Annotated in this window: 22 protein-coding genes; all 22 read right to left on the reverse strand. The window is 58.6% G+C overall.

Annotated features, from left to right (window positions below; translation table 11 throughout):
• Positions 1–2: 2 nt before the first annotated feature.
• Positions 3–1,547 carry an NADH-quinone oxidoreductase subunit M gene (locus tag ACR0NO_RS02500; protein WP_480722870.1) on the reverse strand — a complete coding sequence of 515 codons (1,545 nt, stop codon included), beginning with the start codon at positions 1,545–1,547 and terminating at the stop codon, positions 3–5.
• Complete coding sequence (gene nuoL, locus ACR0NO_RS02505) at positions 1,547–3,727, reverse strand: NADH-quinone oxidoreductase subunit L (protein WP_480722871.1); 2,181 nt, start codon at positions 3,725–3,727, stop codon at positions 1,547–1,549. The genes ACR0NO_RS02500 and nuoL overlap by 1 nt, the downstream gene beginning before the upstream one ends.
• A 7-nt stretch (positions 3,728–3,734) precedes the next feature.
• Complete coding sequence (gene nuoK / locus ACR0NO_RS02510; protein WP_005984024.1) at positions 3,735–4,040, reverse strand: NADH-quinone oxidoreductase subunit NuoK; 306 nt, start codon at positions 4,038–4,040, stop codon at positions 3,735–3,737.
• Between the two features lie 4 nt (positions 4,041–4,044).
• Entirely contained in the window at positions 4,045–4,647 is a 603-nt protein-coding gene (locus tag ACR0NO_RS02515; RefSeq protein ID WP_480722872.1) for an NADH-quinone oxidoreductase subunit J, read from the reverse strand.
• The gene (locus ACR0NO_RS02520; RefSeq protein ID WP_480722873.1) at positions 4,644–5,054 is read right to left on the reverse strand and encodes a carboxymuconolactone decarboxylase family protein; all 411 of its coding nucleotides are present in this window, start codon (positions 5,052–5,054) and stop codon (positions 4,644–4,646) included. The genes ACR0NO_RS02515 and ACR0NO_RS02520 overlap by 4 nt, the downstream gene beginning before the upstream one ends.
• On the reverse strand, positions 5,051–5,545 hold the full coding sequence (gene nuoI, locus ACR0NO_RS02525; protein WP_039524264.1) for an NADH-quinone oxidoreductase subunit NuoI: 495 nt from the start codon (positions 5,543–5,545) through the stop codon (positions 5,051–5,053). The genes ACR0NO_RS02520 and nuoI overlap by 4 nt, the downstream gene beginning before the upstream one ends.
• A 1-nt stretch (position 5,546) precedes the next feature.
• Entirely contained in the window at positions 5,547–6,584 is a 1,038-nt protein-coding gene (gene nuoH, locus ACR0NO_RS02530) for an NADH-quinone oxidoreductase subunit NuoH (RefSeq protein ID WP_209250261.1), read from the reverse strand.
• A 45-nt stretch (positions 6,585–6,629) separates the two neighbouring features.
• A complete protein-coding gene (gene nuoG, locus ACR0NO_RS02535; protein WP_480722874.1) occupies positions 6,630–8,645 on the reverse strand; it encodes an NADH-quinone oxidoreductase subunit NuoG in 2,016 nt (671 codons plus the stop codon).
• Between the two features lie 2 nt (positions 8,646–8,647).
• Positions 8,648–9,052, reverse strand: a complete 405-nt coding sequence (locus ACR0NO_RS02540; RefSeq protein ID WP_480722875.1) for a DUF5333 domain-containing protein — start codon at positions 9,050–9,052, stop codon at positions 8,648–8,650.
• A gap of 98 nt (positions 9,053–9,150) precedes the next feature.
• Entirely contained in the window at positions 9,151–9,570 is a 420-nt protein-coding gene (locus tag ACR0NO_RS02545; RefSeq protein WP_480722876.1) for a hypothetical protein, read from the reverse strand.
• Positions 9,571–9,575: 5 nt separating this feature from the next.
• The gene (locus ACR0NO_RS02550) at positions 9,576–10,082 is read right to left on the reverse strand and encodes a DUF3291 domain-containing protein (RefSeq protein ID WP_170493639.1); all 507 of its coding nucleotides are present in this window, start codon (positions 10,080–10,082) and stop codon (positions 9,576–9,578) included.
• Positions 10,079–11,377, reverse strand: coding sequence for an NADH-quinone oxidoreductase subunit NuoF (gene nuoF, locus ACR0NO_RS02555; protein WP_480722877.1), 1,299 nt, complete (start codon positions 11,375–11,377; stop codon positions 10,079–10,081). The genes ACR0NO_RS02550 and nuoF overlap by 4 nt, the downstream gene beginning before the upstream one ends.
• Before the next feature lie 12 nt (positions 11,378–11,389).
• Positions 11,390–11,611 carry a DUF5337 domain-containing protein gene (locus ACR0NO_RS02560; protein ID WP_480722878.1) on the reverse strand — a complete coding sequence of 74 codons (222 nt, stop codon included), beginning with the start codon at positions 11,609–11,611 and terminating at the stop codon, positions 11,390–11,392.
• Between the two features lie 26 nt (positions 11,612–11,637).
• Positions 11,638–12,744 carry an NADH-quinone oxidoreductase subunit NuoE gene (gene nuoE / locus ACR0NO_RS02565; RefSeq protein WP_480722879.1) on the reverse strand — a complete coding sequence of 369 codons (1,107 nt, stop codon included), beginning with the start codon at positions 12,742–12,744 and terminating at the stop codon, positions 11,638–11,640.
• Positions 12,744–13,967, reverse strand: a complete 1,224-nt coding sequence (locus ACR0NO_RS02570; RefSeq protein WP_170375130.1) for an NADH-quinone oxidoreductase subunit D — start codon at positions 13,965–13,967, stop codon at positions 12,744–12,746. The genes nuoE and ACR0NO_RS02570 overlap by 1 nt, the downstream gene beginning before the upstream one ends.
• Positions 13,967–14,089 (reverse strand): hypothetical protein, encoded by a 123-nt coding sequence (locus ACR0NO_RS02575; RefSeq protein ID WP_419738290.1) that lies wholly within the window; start codon positions 14,087–14,089, stop codon positions 13,967–13,969. Before ACR0NO_RS02575 ends, ACR0NO_RS02570 begins: the two co-directional genes overlap by 1 nt.
• A gap of 1 nt (position 14,090) precedes the next feature.
• The gene (locus ACR0NO_RS02580) at positions 14,091–14,264 is read right to left on the reverse strand and encodes a hypothetical protein (protein ID WP_480722880.1); all 174 of its coding nucleotides are present in this window, start codon (positions 14,262–14,264) and stop codon (positions 14,091–14,093) included.
• 3 nt (positions 14,265–14,267) lie between these two features.
• The gene (locus ACR0NO_RS02585) at positions 14,268–14,870 is read right to left on the reverse strand and encodes an NADH-quinone oxidoreductase subunit C (RefSeq protein WP_480722881.1); all 603 of its coding nucleotides are present in this window, start codon (positions 14,868–14,870) and stop codon (positions 14,268–14,270) included.
• Between the two features lie 12 nt (positions 14,871–14,882).
• Positions 14,883–15,416: a NuoB/complex I 20 kDa subunit family protein gene (locus tag ACR0NO_RS02590; RefSeq protein WP_037307875.1), complete on the reverse strand. Its 534-nt coding sequence runs from the start codon at positions 15,414–15,416 to the stop codon at positions 14,883–14,885.
• Positions 15,407–15,772, reverse strand: a complete 366-nt coding sequence (locus ACR0NO_RS02595) for an NADH-quinone oxidoreductase subunit A (protein WP_170375125.1) — start codon at positions 15,770–15,772, stop codon at positions 15,407–15,409. The genes ACR0NO_RS02590 and ACR0NO_RS02595 overlap by 10 nt, the downstream gene beginning before the upstream one ends.
• Positions 15,773–15,958: 186 nt before the next feature.
• A complete protein-coding gene (locus ACR0NO_RS02600) occupies positions 15,959–16,747 on the reverse strand; it encodes a crotonase/enoyl-CoA hydratase family protein (protein ID WP_480722882.1) in 789 nt (262 codons plus the stop codon).
• A gap of 1 nt (position 16,748) precedes the next feature.
• A complete protein-coding gene (locus ACR0NO_RS02605; RefSeq protein ID WP_480722883.1) occupies positions 16,749–17,600 on the reverse strand; it encodes a hydroxymethylglutaryl-CoA lyase in 852 nt (283 codons plus the stop codon).
• Positions 17,601–17,630 lie beyond the last annotated feature (30 nt).

The following is a 17,630-nucleotide window of genomic DNA, read 5'->3' on the forward strand; positions in this document are numbered from 1 at the left end:
CCTTAATGCGAAGCGGCCGTCTGGGTCGCAGCCTCAGCCGCGGCCAGAGCCGTGTCATAGTTCGAAATCAGTGCAGCCGTCGAATTCCCAATCACATCGGTCACCAACGACGGATAGACGCCCAGCAGGATGGTCATCACGATGAGCGGCGCAAAGATCAGCCGCTCACGCGAACTCATGTCGGTCATCGCCTTGAGGCTTTCCTTGATCAGATCGCCGAACACGACCCGACGGTAGAGCCAAAGCGCGTACCCGGCCGAGAAGATCACTCCGGTCGCGGCCACGGCCGTTACCCAGGTGTTGACCTGGAACGCGCCCATCAGGGTGAGGAATTCACCGATGAACCCTGAGGTGCCCGGCAAGCCGACATTGGCCATGGTGAACAGCATGAAGACAAGCGCATAGGCGGGCATCCGAATGACCAGACCTCCGTACGCGTCGATATCACGGGTGTGCATCCGGTCGTAGATTACGCCGACGCACAGGAACAAAGCCGCCGAGATGAACCCGTGGCTGAGCATCTGGAAAATCGCGCCATCAATGCCCTGCTGGTTCGCCGCGAAAATCCCCATAGTCACAAAGCCCATATGCGCGACCGAGGAGTATGCGATCAGCTTCTTCATATCCTCCTGCACCAGCGCCACGAGCGAGGTGTAGACAACAGCGATGGCTGACATCCACAGCACCAGATCGGTCATCACCGCCGAGCCAACCGGGAACATCGGCAGGCTGAAGCGTAGGAAACCATAGCCGCCCATTTTCAACAGGATCGCCGCCAGCACGACCGAACCCGCCGTCGGGGCCTGCACGTGCGCGTCCGGCAACCAGGTATGCACCGGCCACATCGGCATTTTCACCGCGAAGGATGCAAAGAATGCCAGGAACATTAGCGTCTGCATCCCGCCGACGACGTAGATGCCCAACACGCTAAAGCTTTCGGACGAGAACTGATGGGTCATCAACGCCTCGATATCCGTCGTGCCCGCATCGGCATACATTGCAACCATCGCCACCAGCATCAAAACCGAGCCGAGGAAGGTATAGAGGAAGAACTTGAAGCTCGCGTAAATCCGGTTCGCGCCACCCCAGATGCCGATGATCAGGAACATCGGGATCAGGCCTGCCTCGAAAAACAGGTAGAACAGCACCAGATCCAGCGCCATGAACACGCCCAGCATCAGCGTTTCCAGCAGAAGGAAGGCGATCATGTATTCCTTGACCCTTTCGGTCACATTCCAGCTGGCCAGAATGGTCAGCGGCATGATGAAGGTGGTCAGCAATACGAACAGCACGCTGATGCCATCCACGCCCATCTTGTATTTCAGGCCCATCAGCCACTCACCCTCTTCGACCATCTGGAAGCTGGTGTTCGAAGGATCAAAGCCCGTGTAGATGCCAATCGACACAAGGAAGGTAACAGTGGTCGCAAGCAGAGCCACCCATTTGGCATTCCGCTGCGCCGCCGCATCATTTCCATGCAGGAACAGCGCCAAGATGCCTGCAGCAATGGCCGGGATGAAGGTCACGATCGAGAGGATATTGTCCATTACTGTGCCCCTCCGCCGATCGACATCCAGGTCACAAGGGCCGCTATGCCCAGCACCATCCAGAAGGCGTAGGTAAAGATGTACCCGGTCTGCGCCTTGCCTGCGAGGCGGGTGAAGAAGGGAACAACGCCCATTGCTACTCCGTTCAGGAAGCCGTCAATTGTGTTGCCATCACCGCGCTTCCAAAGGAGGCGGCCAAGGGCCAGAGTGGGTTTGACAAAGATCGCGTCATAGATCTCGTCAAAGTACCATTTGTTCAGCAGGAACAGGTACAGTGGACGCTGGTTTGCGGCCAGACGCGCGGGCAGCGACGTGTTCACGATGTAGAACCAGTAGGCCACGACAAACCCAAGCAACATCGCCACGAAAGGCGAGACCTTGACCCATTTCGGGACGGCATGCGCGTCATCCAGCACCGTATTGTCCGGTGCGATATACAAAGCGCCCTCACCCGGTTCGCCCGCGAAGACGTAGTGATGATCTCCGTGGGCGTCTTTCTTGCCATGTGCCTCATCAGCATGGTCATCCCCGTGCACCTCATCCGAATTGGCATCGGCATGATCATCACCGTGATGCTCTTCGGCGGTGCCATCGGCGACATGCTCGGCATGGGTCGCCTCGTCATGAGTTTCACCATGCGCTGAGGCCTCGGCCACCGGAATGCCATAGAACTTGCCCACCTTGTCGGTGTGACCAAAGAAGTTGCTGTACCAGACCATCCCTGCAAAAACCGCGCCCAGCGACAGAACACCCAGAGGGATCAACATCACCTTCGGGCTTTCATGGGCGTGTTCATGCGTATGCTTGTCACCGCGCGGTGTGCCGTAGAAGGTCAGGAATATCAGACGCCAGCTGTAGAACGAGGTGAAAACAGCCGCGATAACCAGCATCCAGAAGGCATAGCCCGTGCCGCCCGCAAAGGCGCTTTCAATGATCGCATCCTTTGACAGGAACCCGGCAAAGCCGAAGGTGGTCAGCGGGATACCAACACCCGTGATGGCCAGCGTTCCGATCATCATTGCCCAGAACGTATAGGGGATTTTCTTCCGCAGCCCGCCGTACTCGGTCATTTCTTGCTCGTGATGCATCGCATGGATCACCGAACCGGCCCCGAGGAACAAAAGCGCCTTGAAGAAAGCGTGCGTCAGCAGGTGGAACATCGCCGCCGAATACATGCCAACGCCTGCGGCCACGAACATGTAGCCCAGCTGTGAACAGGTTGAATAGGCGATGACGCGCTTGATATCGGTCTGAACCAACCCCACGGTCGCTGCAAAAAACGCAGTCGAGGCCCCAAGGAAGGTGATAAACCCGGTCGCACCCGGCGCGAACTCCATCAGCGGCGACATGCGGCAGACAAGGAATACACCCGCCGTTACCATCGTCGCGGCGTGGATCAGGGCCGATACAGGCGTCGGGCCTTCCATCGCGTCCGGCAACCATGTGTGCAGGATCAACTGTGCCGATTTACCCATCGCGCCGATGAACAGAAGGACACAGATCAGCTCAACCGCGTTCCACTCACCCCAAAGGAAGCTGAGTTGCATTTCCGACAGGTCAGAGGCCGAAGCAAAGATATCCGAGAAGTTGATGCTGTCAGTCAGGAAGAATATCGCGAAAATCCCCAGCGCAAAGCCAAAATCGCCAACCCGGTTGACGATAAACGCCTTCATAGCCGCCGCATTGGCGCTGGACTTACGATAATAGAAACCGATCAGCAGGTACGAGGCGACGCCCACGCCCTCCCATCCAAAGAACATCTGCACGAGGTTGTCGGCTGTCACCAGCATCAGCATCGCGAAGGTGAAGAAGGAGAGATAGGCAAAGAAGCGCGGCTTATAGCTTTCACCCTCCCGCCATTGCGGGTCGTGATCCATGTAGCCGAAGGAATATAGGTGCACGAGCGCCGAGACAGTCGTCACCACGATCAGCATGATCGCGGTCAGTCGGTCCAGTCGAATGGCCCAGCTTGTTGAAAGCGAACCGCTCTCGATCCAGCGCAGGATTTCGATCTGTTGGGTCTGACCATCGAAAGTCAGGAACACGATCCACGACAGCAGACAGGCCAGAAACAACAGGCCCGTTGCGGTCCACATGGCGGCTTTCTCACCGATGAACCGCCAGCCGAACCCGCAGATCAGAGCGCCCACGAGCGGGGCAAAGAGGATGGTGGTTTCCATAGTTCTCTTAGCCCTTCATCATATTGACGTCTTCAACCGCGATGGTGCCACGGTTGCGGAAGAAGCAGACCAGAATGGCCAGACCAATCGCCGCCTCCGCCGCCGCAACGGTCAGCACGAACAGCGTGAACACCTGCCCGACCAGATCACCGAGGAAGCTGGAAAACGCCACAAGGTTGATATTCACCGCCAGCAGCATCAACTCGATGCTCATCAGTAGGATGATGACATTCTTGCGGTTCAGGAAGAGACCGAAGATGCCGATGACGAACAGCGTCGCCGCGACCGTAAGATAGTGTTCAAGTCCGATCATCTTCTTAAAGTCCCTGCCCCGGTTTCACATTCTTCAACTCCATCGCCTTGGCCGGGTCGCGCATCATCTGACCGACGATGTCCTGACGCTTGATGTCCTGACGGTGGCGCAAAGTCAGCACGATGGCGCCGATCATCGCCACCAGCAGGATCAGACCCGCAAGTTGGAACAGAAGAAAATATTGATCGTAAAGGATAACGCCGAGCGCTTCGGTGTTGTGGCGGTCTGTTGGGACCGGTTGCGTCAGATTGGCTTCAACGCCTTGCGCGCTGTCCCATGCTCCGAAGGCCATGATGAACTGCATCAGGATCACCAAACCGATCAGCAGGGCCAGCGGCATGTACCGCGCCATCTCGGCCTTCAACTCGGCAAAGTCCACGTCCAGCATCATCACCACGAAAAGGAATAGCACCGCGACCGCACCCACGTAGACGATGATCAACAGCATCGCCACAAACTCCGCCCCCAGCAGCACGAACAACCCCGCCGAGGACAGGAAGGACAGGATCAGCCACAGCACCGAGTGCACCGGCTGGCGGCTGATCACCGTGAAAAGCCCGCCGGTGATGGTGCTGATGGCAAACAGGTAGAAGGCAAAGACGGTCATTGATCCTCATCCTCGTTGTCGCCCATGACCTCTTGCGCCAGATCCAGCGCACGGGTCATGGCCGGAATGCCAGCAAAGACCGACATCTGACCGATCGTTTCCACGATCTCTTGTTTCTTTGCGCCCGCCTCAAGCGCATGTCGCACGGTCTGACGCACGGCCGAGTCCGCCTGAGCGCCCTGACAGGTCAGCCCGGCCAGCGTCAGCAGTAGACGCGTCTTGGCATCCAGCCCGTCCTTGTTGACGGTGTTGCCGAACATCATCTCCATGACCTCTTTGGGCATGGTCGGCCATAGGTTCTCGAACCCTTTGGGCGAGAAATTCTCCATCGCCGGGTTCATCGCCTTGGCCATGTCCTGCGCCTGCTTCATCATCAGCTCAAACGGGTTTGTCTGCGTGTCACTCATCTGTACGGCGCGTCCATTTCCAGATTGCGGGCGATCTCGGCTTCCCAACGTTCACCGTTGTCGAGCAGTTTTTCTTTGTCGTAGAACAGCTCTTCGCGGGTCTCCGTGGCGAATTCGAAGTTCGGGCCTTCGACAATTGCATCAACCGGGCAGGCCTCTTGGCAGAAACCACAATAGATGCATTTGGTCATGTCGATGTCATAACGCGTGGTACGGCGGCTGCCGTCTTCGCGCGGTTCGGCGTCGATCGTGATCGCCTGAGCCGGGCAGATCGCCTCGCACAGTTTGCAGGCGATGCAGCGTTCCTCGCCGTTTGGATAACGGCGCAGGGCGTGTTCTCCGCGAAAGCGCGGGGACAGAGGGCCCTTTTCGTGCGGGTAGTTCACGGTAGCCTTGGGGGCGAAGAAATACTTCAGCCCCAGTTTCATGCCGACCCAGAAGTCTTGCAGAAGAAAATATTTGGCAGCGCGGGTGTAGTCGATTTGGGTCATATCAGCCTCCTACGCTCCAACGCGCGAATGCGCCCCAGAACCATTCGAATTTTGCCGCAAAGGCTACAAACACCACCCAGGCCAGCGAGAACGGCAGGAACACTTTCCAGCCCAGCCGCATCAGCTGGTCATAGCGGTAGCGCGGTGTGATCGCCTTAACCATCGCGAAGAGGAAGAAGAAGAAAGCCATCTTCGCGACCATCCATAGCACACCGTCAGGCAGGCCAGGGATCGGCGACAGCCAGCCGCCGAAGAACAGCAGCGTGGTCAGGGCGCACATCAAGAAGATGGCGATGTATTCGCCCGCCATGAACAGCAGGAAAGGCGTGGCCGAGTATTCGACCTGATAGCCTGCGACCAGTTCCGATTCCGCCTCGGGCAGGTCGAACGGGGGTCGGTTGGTTTCCGCCAGAGCCGAGATGAAGAACAGGAACACCATCGGGAAGTGCGGCAGCCAGTACCAACTGAAGAAGCCAAACGAGCCATCCTGTGCGCGGACGATGTCGCCAAAGTTCATCGAACCCGTCGAGATAATCACGCCGATGATGATCAGGCCGATTGAGACTTCGTAAGATATCATCTGCGCTGCAGACCGCAACGAGCCGAGGAACGGGTACTTTGAGTTCGACGCCCAACCGCCCATAATCACGCCATAAACCTCCAAAGAGGATACGGCGAAGACATAGAGGATCGCCACGTTCAGATCTGACAGCACCCAGCCGTCGTTGAATGGGATCACGGCCCAAGCAATCATTGCCAGCACGAAAGAGGTCAGCGGAGCAAGGATGAAAACGGTGCGGTCCGCGCCTGCTGGGATGACGACCTCTTTGACCACATATTTCAGCGCGTCGGCCACCGTTTGCAACAGACCGTAAGCGCCCACCACATTGGGGCCCCGGCGCATCTGAACAGCCGCCCAGATCTTGCGGTCACCATAGACAAGGAACAACAGCGAGATCATCACAAAGGCCACAACGGCAAGCACCTGCGCCAGGACGATCAGGGCGATGCCGCCCGGTGTGTTAAAGAAATCAGCCATTGGTCCTCACACCGTGGGTCGTCGGGGAAATCTCTGCGGGACGGATCATTCTGCGGCCATCCTGTCTGTGTTTTTCGCCTGCGCCGACAGCTCGGCCATCAGTTGCGAGGCTCGCGCGATCGGGTTGGTCAGGTAGAAATCCTTAACCGCATTGTGGAAACTCGCCTTGCCCAGTGAACCAGCCTCAAGCGGCTGCACCTCGTTCTCGATCACCTCGTCGATACGCGCCAGATGCGGCACCGCCTCGATCAACGCGGTTCGCAATTGCGCCAAAGAGTCGAAGGGCAGAGTTGCCCCTAACTCGGCCGAGAGTGCACGCAGGATAGCCCAGTTTTCCTTGGCCTCACCCGGTGCGAAACCCGCACGCATAGCCAGCTGTGGGCGGCCTTCGGTGTTGACGAACAACCCGTTTTCCTCGGTATAGGCGGCGGCAGGCAGGATAACATCAGCTCGGTGCGCGCCACGGTCCCCATGGCTGCCCTGATAGATGACGAATGCGCCGTCTCCGATTTCGACCTCATCCGCGCCGAGGTTATAGATCACATCAGCCGCGCTGATCGCGTCCATACCGCCCGCGTTGGTGGCATCCAAATCCATCGCGCCCACGCGCGCGGCAGCAGTATGCAAGATGATCAACCCACTTTCGGTATTGCTTGCAATGGCTTGCGCGGCGGCCAGAACAGCGGTGCCATCTGCCTCTTGCAGCGCTCCTTGCCCTACAATGACCAAAGAGCGTTTTGCTTTGATCTCATCATTGCCGCCCATCTCGACGACCTTTTGCAACGCTCCGCGGTCGTCGCCCATGTGGTGGTATTCATAGGTCAGATCGGCCGCCGGACCGACCAGAGCCACCTCGGCCCCATGCGCCCAAGCCTTACGGATACGAGCGTTCAGAACCGGAGCCTCATCGCGCGGGTTGGTACCGATCAGCAGAATGCGCTCGGCCATGTCGATATCTTCAATCGCGGCGGTCCCGGCATAGGCTCCACGGTTGCCCGCAGGCAGCTTGGCCCCGTCTGTACGGCATTCGACAACACCGCCTTGTCCTTCGATCATCTGTTTCAGCGCAAAGATCGCCTCAACCGGGGCAATATCACCGACGAGACCCGCCGGTTTTTCGGCCCCTTTCAGCGCTTCAGCGGCTTTGGTCAGCGCCTCGGGCCACGAGGCCGGGCGCAGCTTGCCGTTTTCGCGCACGTAAGGACGGTCCAAGCGCTGACGGCGCAACCCGTCCCAGACGAAACGGGTTTTGTCGCTGATCCATTCCTCGTTCACGCCGTCATGGTTGCGCGGCAGGAACCGCATCACTTCACGCCCTTTGGTGTCCACGCGGATGTTCGACCCCAAGGCATCCATCACGTCAATGCTCTCGGTCTTGGTCAATTCCCACGGACGCGCGGTGAAGGCATAGGGCTTCGAAGTCAGCGCCCCCACGGGGCACAGATCAATGATGTTACCCTGCAGGTTCGAATGCAGCGTCTGGTTCAGGTATGAGGTAATCTCAGCGTCCTCGCCCCGTCCGGTCTGACCCATCTGAGTGATGCCAGCGACCTCGGTCGTGAAGCGCACACAGCGGGTGCAACTGATGCAGCGGGTCATCGCGGTGCCAACCAACGGCCCCAAATCCAGATCATCTACGGCGCGCTTGGCTTCCTTAAAACGCGAACCCGAAACACCATAGGCCATCGCCTGATCCTGCAGGTCGCACTCCCCCCCCTGATCGCAGATCGGGCAATCCAGAGGGTGGTTGATCAGCAAAAACTCCATCACCCCTTCGCGGGCCTTTTTGACCATAGGTGAGTTCGTCTTGACCTGAGGCGGCTGCCCTTCCGGCCCTGGACGCAGATCACGCACCTGCATCGCGCAGGAAGCCGCAGGTTTTGGAGGGCCGCCCACGACCTCAACCAGACACATCCGGCAGTTCCCCGCAATCGACAGACGTTCGTGATAGCAGAAGCGCGGCACCTCGACCCCAGCCTCTTCACAGGCTTGGATCAGGGTCATAGCACCATCGACTTCGATTTCCTGCCCGTCGATATTGATCTTGCGGAGGTCAGACATCGTCAGTTCGCCCTCAAATAAACGCCGATGGCGCTGTTTCTGTCGATTTCCTTCCGCCCCAACGTGCAGAAAGAATTCGGGTTTTCGTAGGTCACGCCGTTGGAGGCCAGATAAGCCTCGCCCTTGGCGCGCATCCGGTCTTTTTCAGCGTCAGATTCGACATAGGCCCGGATCTCTTGGTCCGAGTAGCCGAGGCTGTTCGCCTCGGATCGCAGCCCCCACATCACGTTGATTGCTTTCAGCTTCCGCCCGCTGATCGAGGGGCAATAGTCCGAAATCTCTTTCGCGACAGCGATGTAATACAGTTCATTGTCAATCTGTTTCACCTCACGCAGAGGCGGCTTGGCCTCGGCGACCGCAGGGATCATCAGCGCAAAACCGATGGCAAGTGTTTTCGCATAAGACATGACAGGTCCTTTCATCTTGGATCGACCAAGATGGGTGTCGCCCTGTCTGCTATGCAATAACAGACCGCTGGCACTGCCGTGATATGCGGAAAACAGCCTCATGGTCTTTGGCAGGTTCCCGCAAAAGTCAGTTTGTCGTCGCTGATGCGCAGGTTCTGCGGTTCGGTATCCGGGCCAACCTTCCACACGATACGCGACGAGCCGAAGTTCTGGATGCAGAATTTGGTGCCTTCGAACCGGCCAGCCTCACGCGCGCCGTCAAGCGAGGCTGACACGTTATTCACGACAACGGTGAACTCGGTCGGCGTATTGCGTTTGTCGACCGACTTAGCCTTGGCGCGGAAAAACTGGCCGTCAAACAGCACACGGTCCTTGGACGAGGAGACGGTGCAAGCCGAGATCAGCACAAGCCCTGCAAGGCCAGCCAAGGTTGAGAGTTTCATTTTCTTCACTTTGCTTATTCCTGTCAGATGGCTGGCATCTGGGCGGCTGCGCGCGCGATCAGAATGGTGTGTCATCCCGCTCACTCCGCTGCGACCTGAGCGCAACGATTGTCGCGCCACTTGCTTGCTTGTTTCAAATCCGCCCATCCAAAGGCGTGTTCACTTGGACCTTCCTGGCGCAGACGCTCTAGCCGCGCCATGGCTTCATCCAGATCCGGTTGGTGCCCTGCGGGCACCCACCACATGACGAAATGCTGATCCCCCAGCAGTTCAAACCACTCCTGACGGCGGTCGTAAAACTGTTTGTGTATGGTGCCCCAGACAAATGTCTCAAGGCTCGCGACATCTTCCCAGACCGTCAGGTTGGCAACAAATTGAGGATCGCCCCCAATTGCGTTTTCCGTATTCCCGGTTCCCGGCTCGCCCGAGCCTTCCATCATCCACACAAAGCCCGGCATCCGCTTGCCCAAGCCATTGACCTTGTCGAGATTGGCCATGAACTCAGCCACCCGAGGGTCATCCGTCGGGGCCAGCAGGCGGCCAATATTCAGTTCGGCCAGATGATATCCGTCGGGCTGCCTGATCATTCCGCTGCCATAGCCCCCATGCGGCCTGATTTTTGCGCCTTGATGCGATCCTCGATCTCTTCGCGGAAGTTTCGGATCAAGCCCTGGATCGGCCAGGCCGCAGCATCGCCCAACGCGCAAATGGTGTGGCCTTCAACCTGTTTGGTCACGTCAAACAGCATGTCGATCTCTTCCAACTCGGCCTCACCACGCACAAGGCGGTCCATCACGCGCATCATCCAGCCCGTGCCTTCGCGGCAGGGCGTACACTGGCCGCAGCTTTCATGCTTGTAGAATTTCGACAGCCGCCAGATCGCCTTGATGATGTCGGTGGACTTATCCATCACGATCACCGCCGCCGTGCCAAGACCCGAGCCCAACTCAGCGCGCAGATAGTCGAAATCCATGATCGCATCGCGCATATTCTCACCGCGCACACACGGCACAGATGAGCCACCGGGGATCACCGCCAGCAGATTGTCCCAGCCGCCGCGAATCCCGCCGCAATGGGTTTCGATCAGCTGTTCGAACGGGATCGACATCGCCTCTTCGACGACGCAGGGGTTGTTCACATGGCCCGAGATCGCAAACAGCTTGGTACCCGCGTTGTTCTGACGGCCAAAGCCTGCGAACCAATCCGCGCCCCGGCGCAGGATGGTCGGCACAACGGCGATGGACTCCACGTTATTCACCGTGGTCGGGCAGCCATAGAGGCCCGCGCCAGCCGGGAATGGTGGCTTCATGCGCGGCATGCCCTTCTTACCCTCAAGGCTTTCGATCAGCGCAGTTTCTTCGCCGCAGATGTAAGCGCCCGCGCCGTGATGCAGGAAGATGTCGAAATCCCAGCCCGAACCGGCCGCGTTCTTGCCAAGCAGTCCAGCGTCATAGGCCTCATCAATCGCGGCCTGCAACGCCTCGCGTTCACGGATGTACTCGCCGCGCAGGTAGATATAGCAGGTATGCGCATTCATCGCGAAAGAGGCGATCAGACAGCCTTCGATCAACGTATGCGGATCGTGGCGCATAATCTCGCGGTCTTTGCAGGTACCCGGCTCGGATTCATCCGCATTCACGACCAGATAAGACGGCCGGCCATCGCTCTCCTTTGGCATGAACGACCATTTCAGACCGGTTGGGAAGCCCGCGCCACCGCGCCCGCGCAGGCCCGAGTCTTTCATTGTCTGGATGATCCAATCCCGGCCCTTTTCGATCAGGCCAGCGGTGCCATCCCAATGCCCTCGGGCCTGCGCGCCGCGCAGAGTACGCTCGTGCATCCCGTAGATGTTGGTAAAGATCCGGTCCTGATCCTTCAGCATCGCGTATTACCCTCAGCTGTCCTGACGCATGCGCCAGAGTTGAAATATGTTGATGCCTGCATAGATAAAGCCGGCCAAAGCAGCGAAATCAAATAGCAGCGCATAGCGCCCCGGAATTCCAATCGCGGGGCCGATGAACAAGGTCATGCCAAGCCAAACCACCATCGTCACGGCGATGACGATGCCTATATGTCGGCCCTTGCGGGCTATGGCTTGTTCTTTGTCCTTGTCCATCTCGTCCTTGAGCCCTTGCAGGGCCTTTAGTCTTCGTAAGTGCCGTCTTCCTTGGCACGTTTGGCGAATTCGGTCTGATCCCCAACGGCCAGCTTGGCCGCTTGCTCAATCCAGCCATCGCGTTCGATCCGGCCCTTGAACTTCAGGCGCGCATCCACCCAAGCCACATGCTCGGGCGTCCAGGCTGCGATCTGATCGTAGTGGAAAAAGCCCAGATCGTTCAGCGTCTCTTCAAGCTTCGGCCCCACACCTTTGAGCATCTTGAGGTCATCCGGCAGGCCCCCACGCGCCTCAGTCAGCGTTCGGGGTTTATCTTCCTCGACTTCTTTCGCATTGGCCTCAGCGGCCTGTTTCACGGCAGGTTTCGGTGGCTCAGGGGCTTTCGGCGGTTTCGCCGCCGCCGACGCTCCGGCCTGCTTGCCGTCTTTCCCTAGCCAGGGCGTGAGGATCGGAACTTCAGTCCCGTCGATCCGCTTGACCGTATCGCCAAGCTCTGCCGCCAAGGCCACGCTGGCATTGTGTTCCGGCTTTCCAGCCTCATGTTCGGTTAGGCTGCTGAGGCCTTTCAAAGGCTCAGCCGCATAACGCCCGTTCTGAGGGCCGGGCGTAGGCACCTTCCCCGCCACCAGATCGTCTATGATCTTGCCAAAACTCTCGGCGGTCAGGTCTTCGTAGTAATCCTTGCCAATCTGCGCCATCGGGGCATTCGTACAGGACCCGAGGCATTCCACTTCTTCCCAGCTCAGCTTGCCATCGGCGGATAGCACGTGTGGCTTGGCTGCGATCTTTTCCTTGCAGACCGCAATAAGATCCTCGGCACCGCAAATCATGCATGAGGTCGTGCCACACACCTGAATATGCGCCACAGAGCCGACCGGCTGCAGTTGGAACATGAAGTAGAACGAGGCGACCTCGAGCACGCGAATATAGGCCATGCCCAGCATGTCGGCGACGGATTCAATTGCCGGGCGGGACAGCCAGCCCTCCTGCTCTTGCGCGCGCCAAAGCAGAGGGATTACCGCGCTGGCTCGGCGACCCTCGGGGTATTTTGTGATCTGCGCTTCAGCCCATTGCTGGTTGGCAACGGTGAAGGCAAAGCTTTCGGGTTGTTCGGGGTGAAGACGGCGGAGCATTAGCGGTCAATCTCTCCAAATACGACGTCCATGGTGCCGATGATGGCGGCGACGTCAGCCAGTTGGTGGCCTTTGGCGACGTGATCCATAGCTTGCAGATGCAGGAAACCCGGTGCGCGGAGTTTGGCGCGGTAGGGTTTGTTGGTGCCGTCGGCAACGAGATAGACGCCGAATTCGCCCTTGGGGGCTTCTACTGCGGCGTAGACTTCGCCTGCGGGGACGTGGAAGCCTTCGGTGTAAAGCTTGAAGTGGTGGATCAGGCTTTCCATAGAGGTCTTCATGTCCGAGCGTTTCGGCGGGGTGATCTTGCCGCGCGCCAAAACGTCGCCCGGGCATTCGCGAATCTTGGCGATGGCCTGACGGATGATCAGCAGCGACTGGCGCATCTCTTCCATGCGGCAGAGATAGCGGTCATAGCAGTCGCCATTCTTGCCGACGGGGATCTGGAACTCGAACTCGTCGTAGCATTCGTAGGGCTGCGCACGGCGCAAATCCCACGCGAGGCCTGAGCCACGGACCATCACGCCCGAGAAACCGTATTTCTGAATGTCATCCTCGGTCACCACACCGATATCGGCGTTGCGCTGCTTGAAGATGCGGTTTTCGGTCAACAACCCGTCAATGTCGTCGAGAACGGCGGGGAATTCGTGGCTCCATGCCTCGATGTCGTCCAGCAACTCGGGCGGGAGGTCCTGATGGACGCCGCCGGGGCGGAAATAGGCGGCGTGCAGGCGGGCACCACAGGCGCGCTCATAGAACACCATCAGTTTTTCGCGTTCTTCAAAACCCCATAGCGGCGGGGTCAGAGCGCCCACGTCCATCGCCTGCGTGGTCACGTTCAGCAGGTGGTTCAGGATGCGCCCGATCTCGGAATACAGAACCCGGATCAGAGAGCCCCGGCGCGGCACCTCGACTCCGGTCAGCTTTTCGATGGCCAAACACCAGGCATGTTCCTGGTTCATCGGTGCCACGTAATCCAGACGGTCGAAATACGGCAGGTTCTGCAGATACGTCCGGCTTTCCATCAGCTTTTCGGTGCCACGGTGTAGCAAGCCGATATGCGGATCGCAGCGCTCTACGATCTCTCCGTCCAGCTCAAGCACCAAACGCAAAACTCCATGCGCAGCAGGGTGTTGTGGGCCGAAGTTAATGTTGAAATTGCGGATTTTTTGCTCGCCGCTCAGCGCGTCCGTGCTGCCGTCATCATATCTTGAGCCGTCCATCACCGCCCCCGCTTTTTCTTCGCGTCCGCGCGCACCCGGACCTTCTCGGCCTCAGCCGCCTTGGCCGCGGCACCGGCAAGAAGCACCCCTAGAGCGCCCAAAATGATCAGTTCCCCCAGCATCTCAGCGACGCTCCATCTCTTGCAGCTTCATGGCCATGATCCACAAAAGGATCAGCGTTCCAATCGGGATGACACAGGCAAACGCCCAGAACTTCTCGATCCCGAAATGCGGCAGCAGTTTCAGCATCGGGATGATCGTGACGATCGTGAAAGCGATCCAGATCAGGAACTCCATGACTTACGACTCCTGTTTTTCATCCCCCGGAAGAATGTAGTTGGCACCTTCCCATGGGGACATGAAATCAAACTGACGGTATTCCTGCACGAGGCTGACGGGTTCATAAACCACGCGTTTCTGCGCCTCGTCATAGCGAACCTCGGTGTAGCCGGTGGTCGGAAAATCCTTTCGAAGCGGATAGCCGCGGAACCCGTAGTCGGTCAGGATGCGCCGCAGGTCCGGATGGCCCGAGAACAGGATGCCGAACATGTCGAATACCTCACGCTCGAACCAGTTGGCCGAGGGATGCGTATCGACGATCGAGGGCACCATGTCCTCTTCCCGGATGGAGACCCGCAAACGAATGCGTTGGTTCTGGTACATCGACAAGAAGTGATAAACCACGTCGAACCGCTTGGCGCGCTCGGGGTAGTCGACGCCCGTGATATCGACCAGCGTCGAGAACTGGCAGGAGCGGTCGCTCTTTAGGAATTCGATGAATTCGACAAGGTTCGCCGGCGCCACATCCACGTTCAGCTCGCCATGCGTGACATCCCAGGACAACACGCAGTCGGACCGTTTCAGCTCCAGATGCGTACCGAGTTCTTTGAGTGCTTCGCTCATCCGCCCTCTCCCTTAGCGCACGATCGTGCCGGTGCGGCGGATTTTGCGTTGCAGCTGCATAAGACCATAAAGCAGCGCCTCAGCCGTCGGAGGGCAACCGGGGACGTAGATATCCACCGGGACGATACGGTCACAGCCGCGCACGACGGAATAGGAATAGTGGTAGTAGCCGCCACCATTGGCGCAGGACCCCATCGAGATAACATAGCGCGGCTCGGGCATCTGATCGTAGACCTTGCGCAGCGCAGGAGCCATTTTGTTGGTCAACGTTCCAGCAACGATCATCACGTCGGACTGACGTGGGGATGCACGCGGCGCGATGCCAAACCGTTCCGCGTCATAGCGCGGCATTGAGGTGTGCATCATCTCGACCGCGCAACAAGCCAGACCAAAGGTCATCCAATGCAAAGACCCAGTCCGCGCCCAATTTATGATGTCTTCGGTCGAGGTCAGCAGGAAGCCTTTGTCCTGCAGTTCGGCATTGAGGGCTTGGGTGGCGACTTCTTTATCGACGCCGGCGGTATTTGCGCCCGTCATCACTCCCATTCCAAGGCCCCCTTCTTCCATTCATAGGCAAAGCCGATGGTCAAAACGCCAAGGAAAACCATCATCGACCAGAATCCCACATCGCTGATGTCCTTAAAGCCCACGGCCCAGGGGAACAGGAACGCAATCTCGAGGTCGAAAATGATGAAAAGGATCGAAACCAGATAGAAGCGCACATCGAACTTCATCCGAGCGTCATCAAACGCGTTGAAGCCGCATTCATAGGCGCTGACTTTTTCGGGATCGGGGTTGCGAACTGCCAGAACGACAGCTGCCAGAATCAGGACAATTCCCAGGCCGATGGCTACGGCCAGAAACACCAGAATAGGGAGATACTCCCGCAGCAGGTCTTCCACGTCTAGCTCCTTTCCTGCGCGTCCCCTTTCGGAGGGCGCCGTCAATTGGCGTGTTGACTCGACTTTCTCTAGCCCCACGCGGTCAGAGGGTCAACCGAACACAAGCGCGCACCACGTCATTCATCCCCTTGACAGACCTTCGGGAATCACCCGGATTTCGCATCAGCGGACAATAGACGCCCCAAGTTAAACTTTGTTGTTCCACTTGGGGTTACGTTTTTCAAAGAAAGCTTCAATGCCTTCGCGTGCTTCAGGCGTCTCCCATCGGGCGACCAACGCCTGGATGGTATGGTCAATCACACTGTCGTCAAGACGCGGACCGAGGTTTTGAACCAATGCCTTAGCCGACGCCACAGCCCCCGGCGCACAGGACAGGTAGGGGGTGATTTCATCTTCGACGGCACGCATCAGTTGATCGGCTGGCACTGCTTTTGCCAAAAGACCAAGCTCCACCGCTTCTGCCGCGTCAAACAAACGCGCCGACATGAAAACACGCCGCGCGCGGGCCTCACCCATCCGCGCGATCACGTAAGGCCCAATCGTCGCTGGGATCAGGCCCAGCCGGGTCTCGGTCAGGCCCATTTTAAGGGTGTCAACGCCAAGTGCCACGTCGCAGACCGAGGTCAGCCCGACGCCGCCGCCAAACGCGTTGCCCTGCAAGGCACCAATCAGAGGTTTGGGCATCTCGTTCAGCGCCTTCAGCATTTCCGCCAGCTTGCGCGCCTCGGTAAATCGGGTCTCGGCATCCGCAGCCATCTGATCACGCATCCACCCCAGATCGCCCCCGGCACAGAAGCTCTTGCCAGAGCCGGTCAGCACAACAACGCGCACCGCCTCATCGCAGCCCAGCTGCGCCGCTGCCTGGGTTAATTCGCTGATCATCAGCGCCGACATGGCGTTGTGCTTTTCGGCTCGCGACAGGGTCAGCGTCGCGACACCCCGGTCATCCGCGACGACCGCAATTGTTTCAAACATGTTAGCCCCTCATGGCCTGCGTAATCTGCGCGGCTTCGTCCAAAACTGCTGCGTCCAGACCGGTCTCATATCCCAGCCGCTCCAGATGGGCAGTGACGGCCTCAGTCGCCACATTGCCAGCTGCGCCGGGTGCATAAGGGCATCCACCCAAGCCACCGACCGCAGCGTCAAACACCCGCACGCCCAGCGCGAGCGAGGCATCAATATTGTCCATCGCGCGCCCATTGGTGTTGTGGAAATGGCCCGCAAGCCGGGTAACGGGCACCCTGTCGCGCACTGCCAGCAGCATATGCGCGATCTTGTCCGGGGTTCCCTGCCCGATCGTATCGCCCAGCGAAATCTCATAGCAACCATGCGCGAACAGAGCGTCCGCGACCTCTGCCACTTTTTCGGGTGGGGTCGGACCGTCATAGGGGCAATCGGTCACGCATGAGACATAGCCCCGGACCGGCAGGTCGATATGGCGCGCAGCCTCAAGGATCGGTACGAACCGTTCGATGGATTCCGCGATGGTCGCGTTGATGTTGGCTTTTGAGAACCCCTCGGAGGCTGATGCAAACACTGCGATCTCATCCGCTTTGGCCGCCAGCGCGTCTTCATAGCCGCGCATGTTCGGCGTCAACGCCGCATAACGCACGCCCTCGGCCCGTTTGATTCCAGCCAGAACCGCGCCGCTTCCTGCCATCTGGGGCACCCATTTAGGGGACACGAAACTGGCAACCTCAATTCGGTTGAACCCGGCGCGGCTCAGGCAATCGACCAGCGCCACCTTCTCGGCCACCGGAATCTCGCGCTTTTCGTTCTGAAGCCCATCCCTTGGCCCGACCTCGAATATCTCTACTCGTTCTTTCATCAGTGCATCCCTCCCCGGCTTCTTTTCGTT

The organism is Ruegeria sp. CL3 (assembly GCF_056536505.1).

Coding starts and splice junctions, on each gene's coding strand:
- ACR0NO_RS02515 (WP_480722872.1), bottom strand. CDS start 4,647: ATGACCGTCTTTGCCTTCTACCTGTTTGCCATCAGCACCATCACCGGC.
- nuoF (WP_480722877.1), bottom strand. CDS start 11,377: ATGCTGAAGGATCAGGACCGGATCTTTACCAACATCTACGGGATGCAC.
- ACR0NO_RS02560 (WP_480722878.1), bottom strand. CDS start 11,611: ATGGACAAGGACAAAGAACAAGCCATAGCCCGCAAGGGCCGACATATA.
- nuoK (WP_005984024.1), bottom strand. CDS start 4,040: ATGATCGGACTTGAACACTATCTTACGGTCGCGGCGACGCTGTTCGTC.
- ACR0NO_RS02500 (WP_480722870.1), bottom strand. CDS start 1,547: ATGGACAATATCCTCTCGATCGTGACCTTCATCCCGGCCATTGCTGCA.
- ACR0NO_RS02570 (WP_170375130.1), bottom strand. CDS start 13,967: ATGGACGGCTCAAGATATGATGACGGCAGCACGGACGCGCTGAGCGGC.
- ACR0NO_RS02600 (WP_480722882.1), bottom strand. CDS start 16,747: ATGTTTGAAACAATTGCGGTCGTCGCGGATGACCGGGGTGTCGCGACG.
- ACR0NO_RS02575 (WP_419738290.1), bottom strand. CDS start 14,089: ATGCTGGGGGAACTGATCATTTTGGGCGCTCTAGGGGTGCTTCTTGCC.
- ACR0NO_RS02520 (WP_480722873.1), bottom strand. CDS start 5,054: ATGAGTGACACGCAGACAAACCCGTTTGAGCTGATGATGAAGCAGGCG.
- ACR0NO_RS02585 (WP_480722881.1), bottom strand. CDS start 14,870: ATGAGCGAAGCACTCAAAGAACTCGGTACGCATCTGGAGCTGAAACGG.
- ACR0NO_RS02590 (WP_037307875.1), bottom strand. CDS start 15,416: ATGGGAGTGATGACGGGCGCAAATACCGCCGGCGTCGATAAAGAAGTC.
- ACR0NO_RS02605 (WP_480722883.1), bottom strand. CDS start 17,600: ATGAAAGAACGAGTAGAGATATTCGAGGTCGGGCCAAGGGATGGGCTT.
- ACR0NO_RS02545 (WP_480722876.1), bottom strand. CDS start 9,570: ATGACACACCATTCTGATCGCGCGCGCAGCCGCCCAGATGCCAGCCAT.
- nuoH (WP_209250261.1), bottom strand. CDS start 6,584: ATGGCTGATTTCTTTAACACACCGGGCGGCATCGCCCTGATCGTCCTG.
- nuoE (WP_480722879.1), bottom strand. CDS start 12,744: ATGCTCCGCCGTCTTCACCCCGAACAACCCGAAAGCTTTGCCTTCACC.
- ACR0NO_RS02580 (WP_480722880.1), bottom strand. CDS start 14,264: ATGGAGTTCCTGATCTGGATCGCTTTCACGATCGTCACGATCATCCCG.
- ACR0NO_RS02550 (WP_170493639.1), bottom strand. CDS start 10,082: ATGATCAGGCAGCCCGACGGATATCATCTGGCCGAACTGAATATTGGC.
- nuoL (WP_480722871.1), bottom strand. CDS start 3,727: ATGGAAACCACCATCCTCTTTGCCCCGCTCGTGGGCGCTCTGATCTGC.
- nuoG (WP_480722874.1), bottom strand. CDS start 8,645: ATGTCTGACCTCCGCAAGATCAATATCGACGGGCAGGAAATCGAAGTC.
- ACR0NO_RS02540 (WP_480722875.1), bottom strand. CDS start 9,052: ATGTCTTATGCGAAAACACTTGCCATCGGTTTTGCGCTGATGATCCCT.
- nuoI (WP_039524264.1), bottom strand. CDS start 5,545: ATGACCCAAATCGACTACACCCGCGCTGCCAAATATTTTCTTCTGCAA.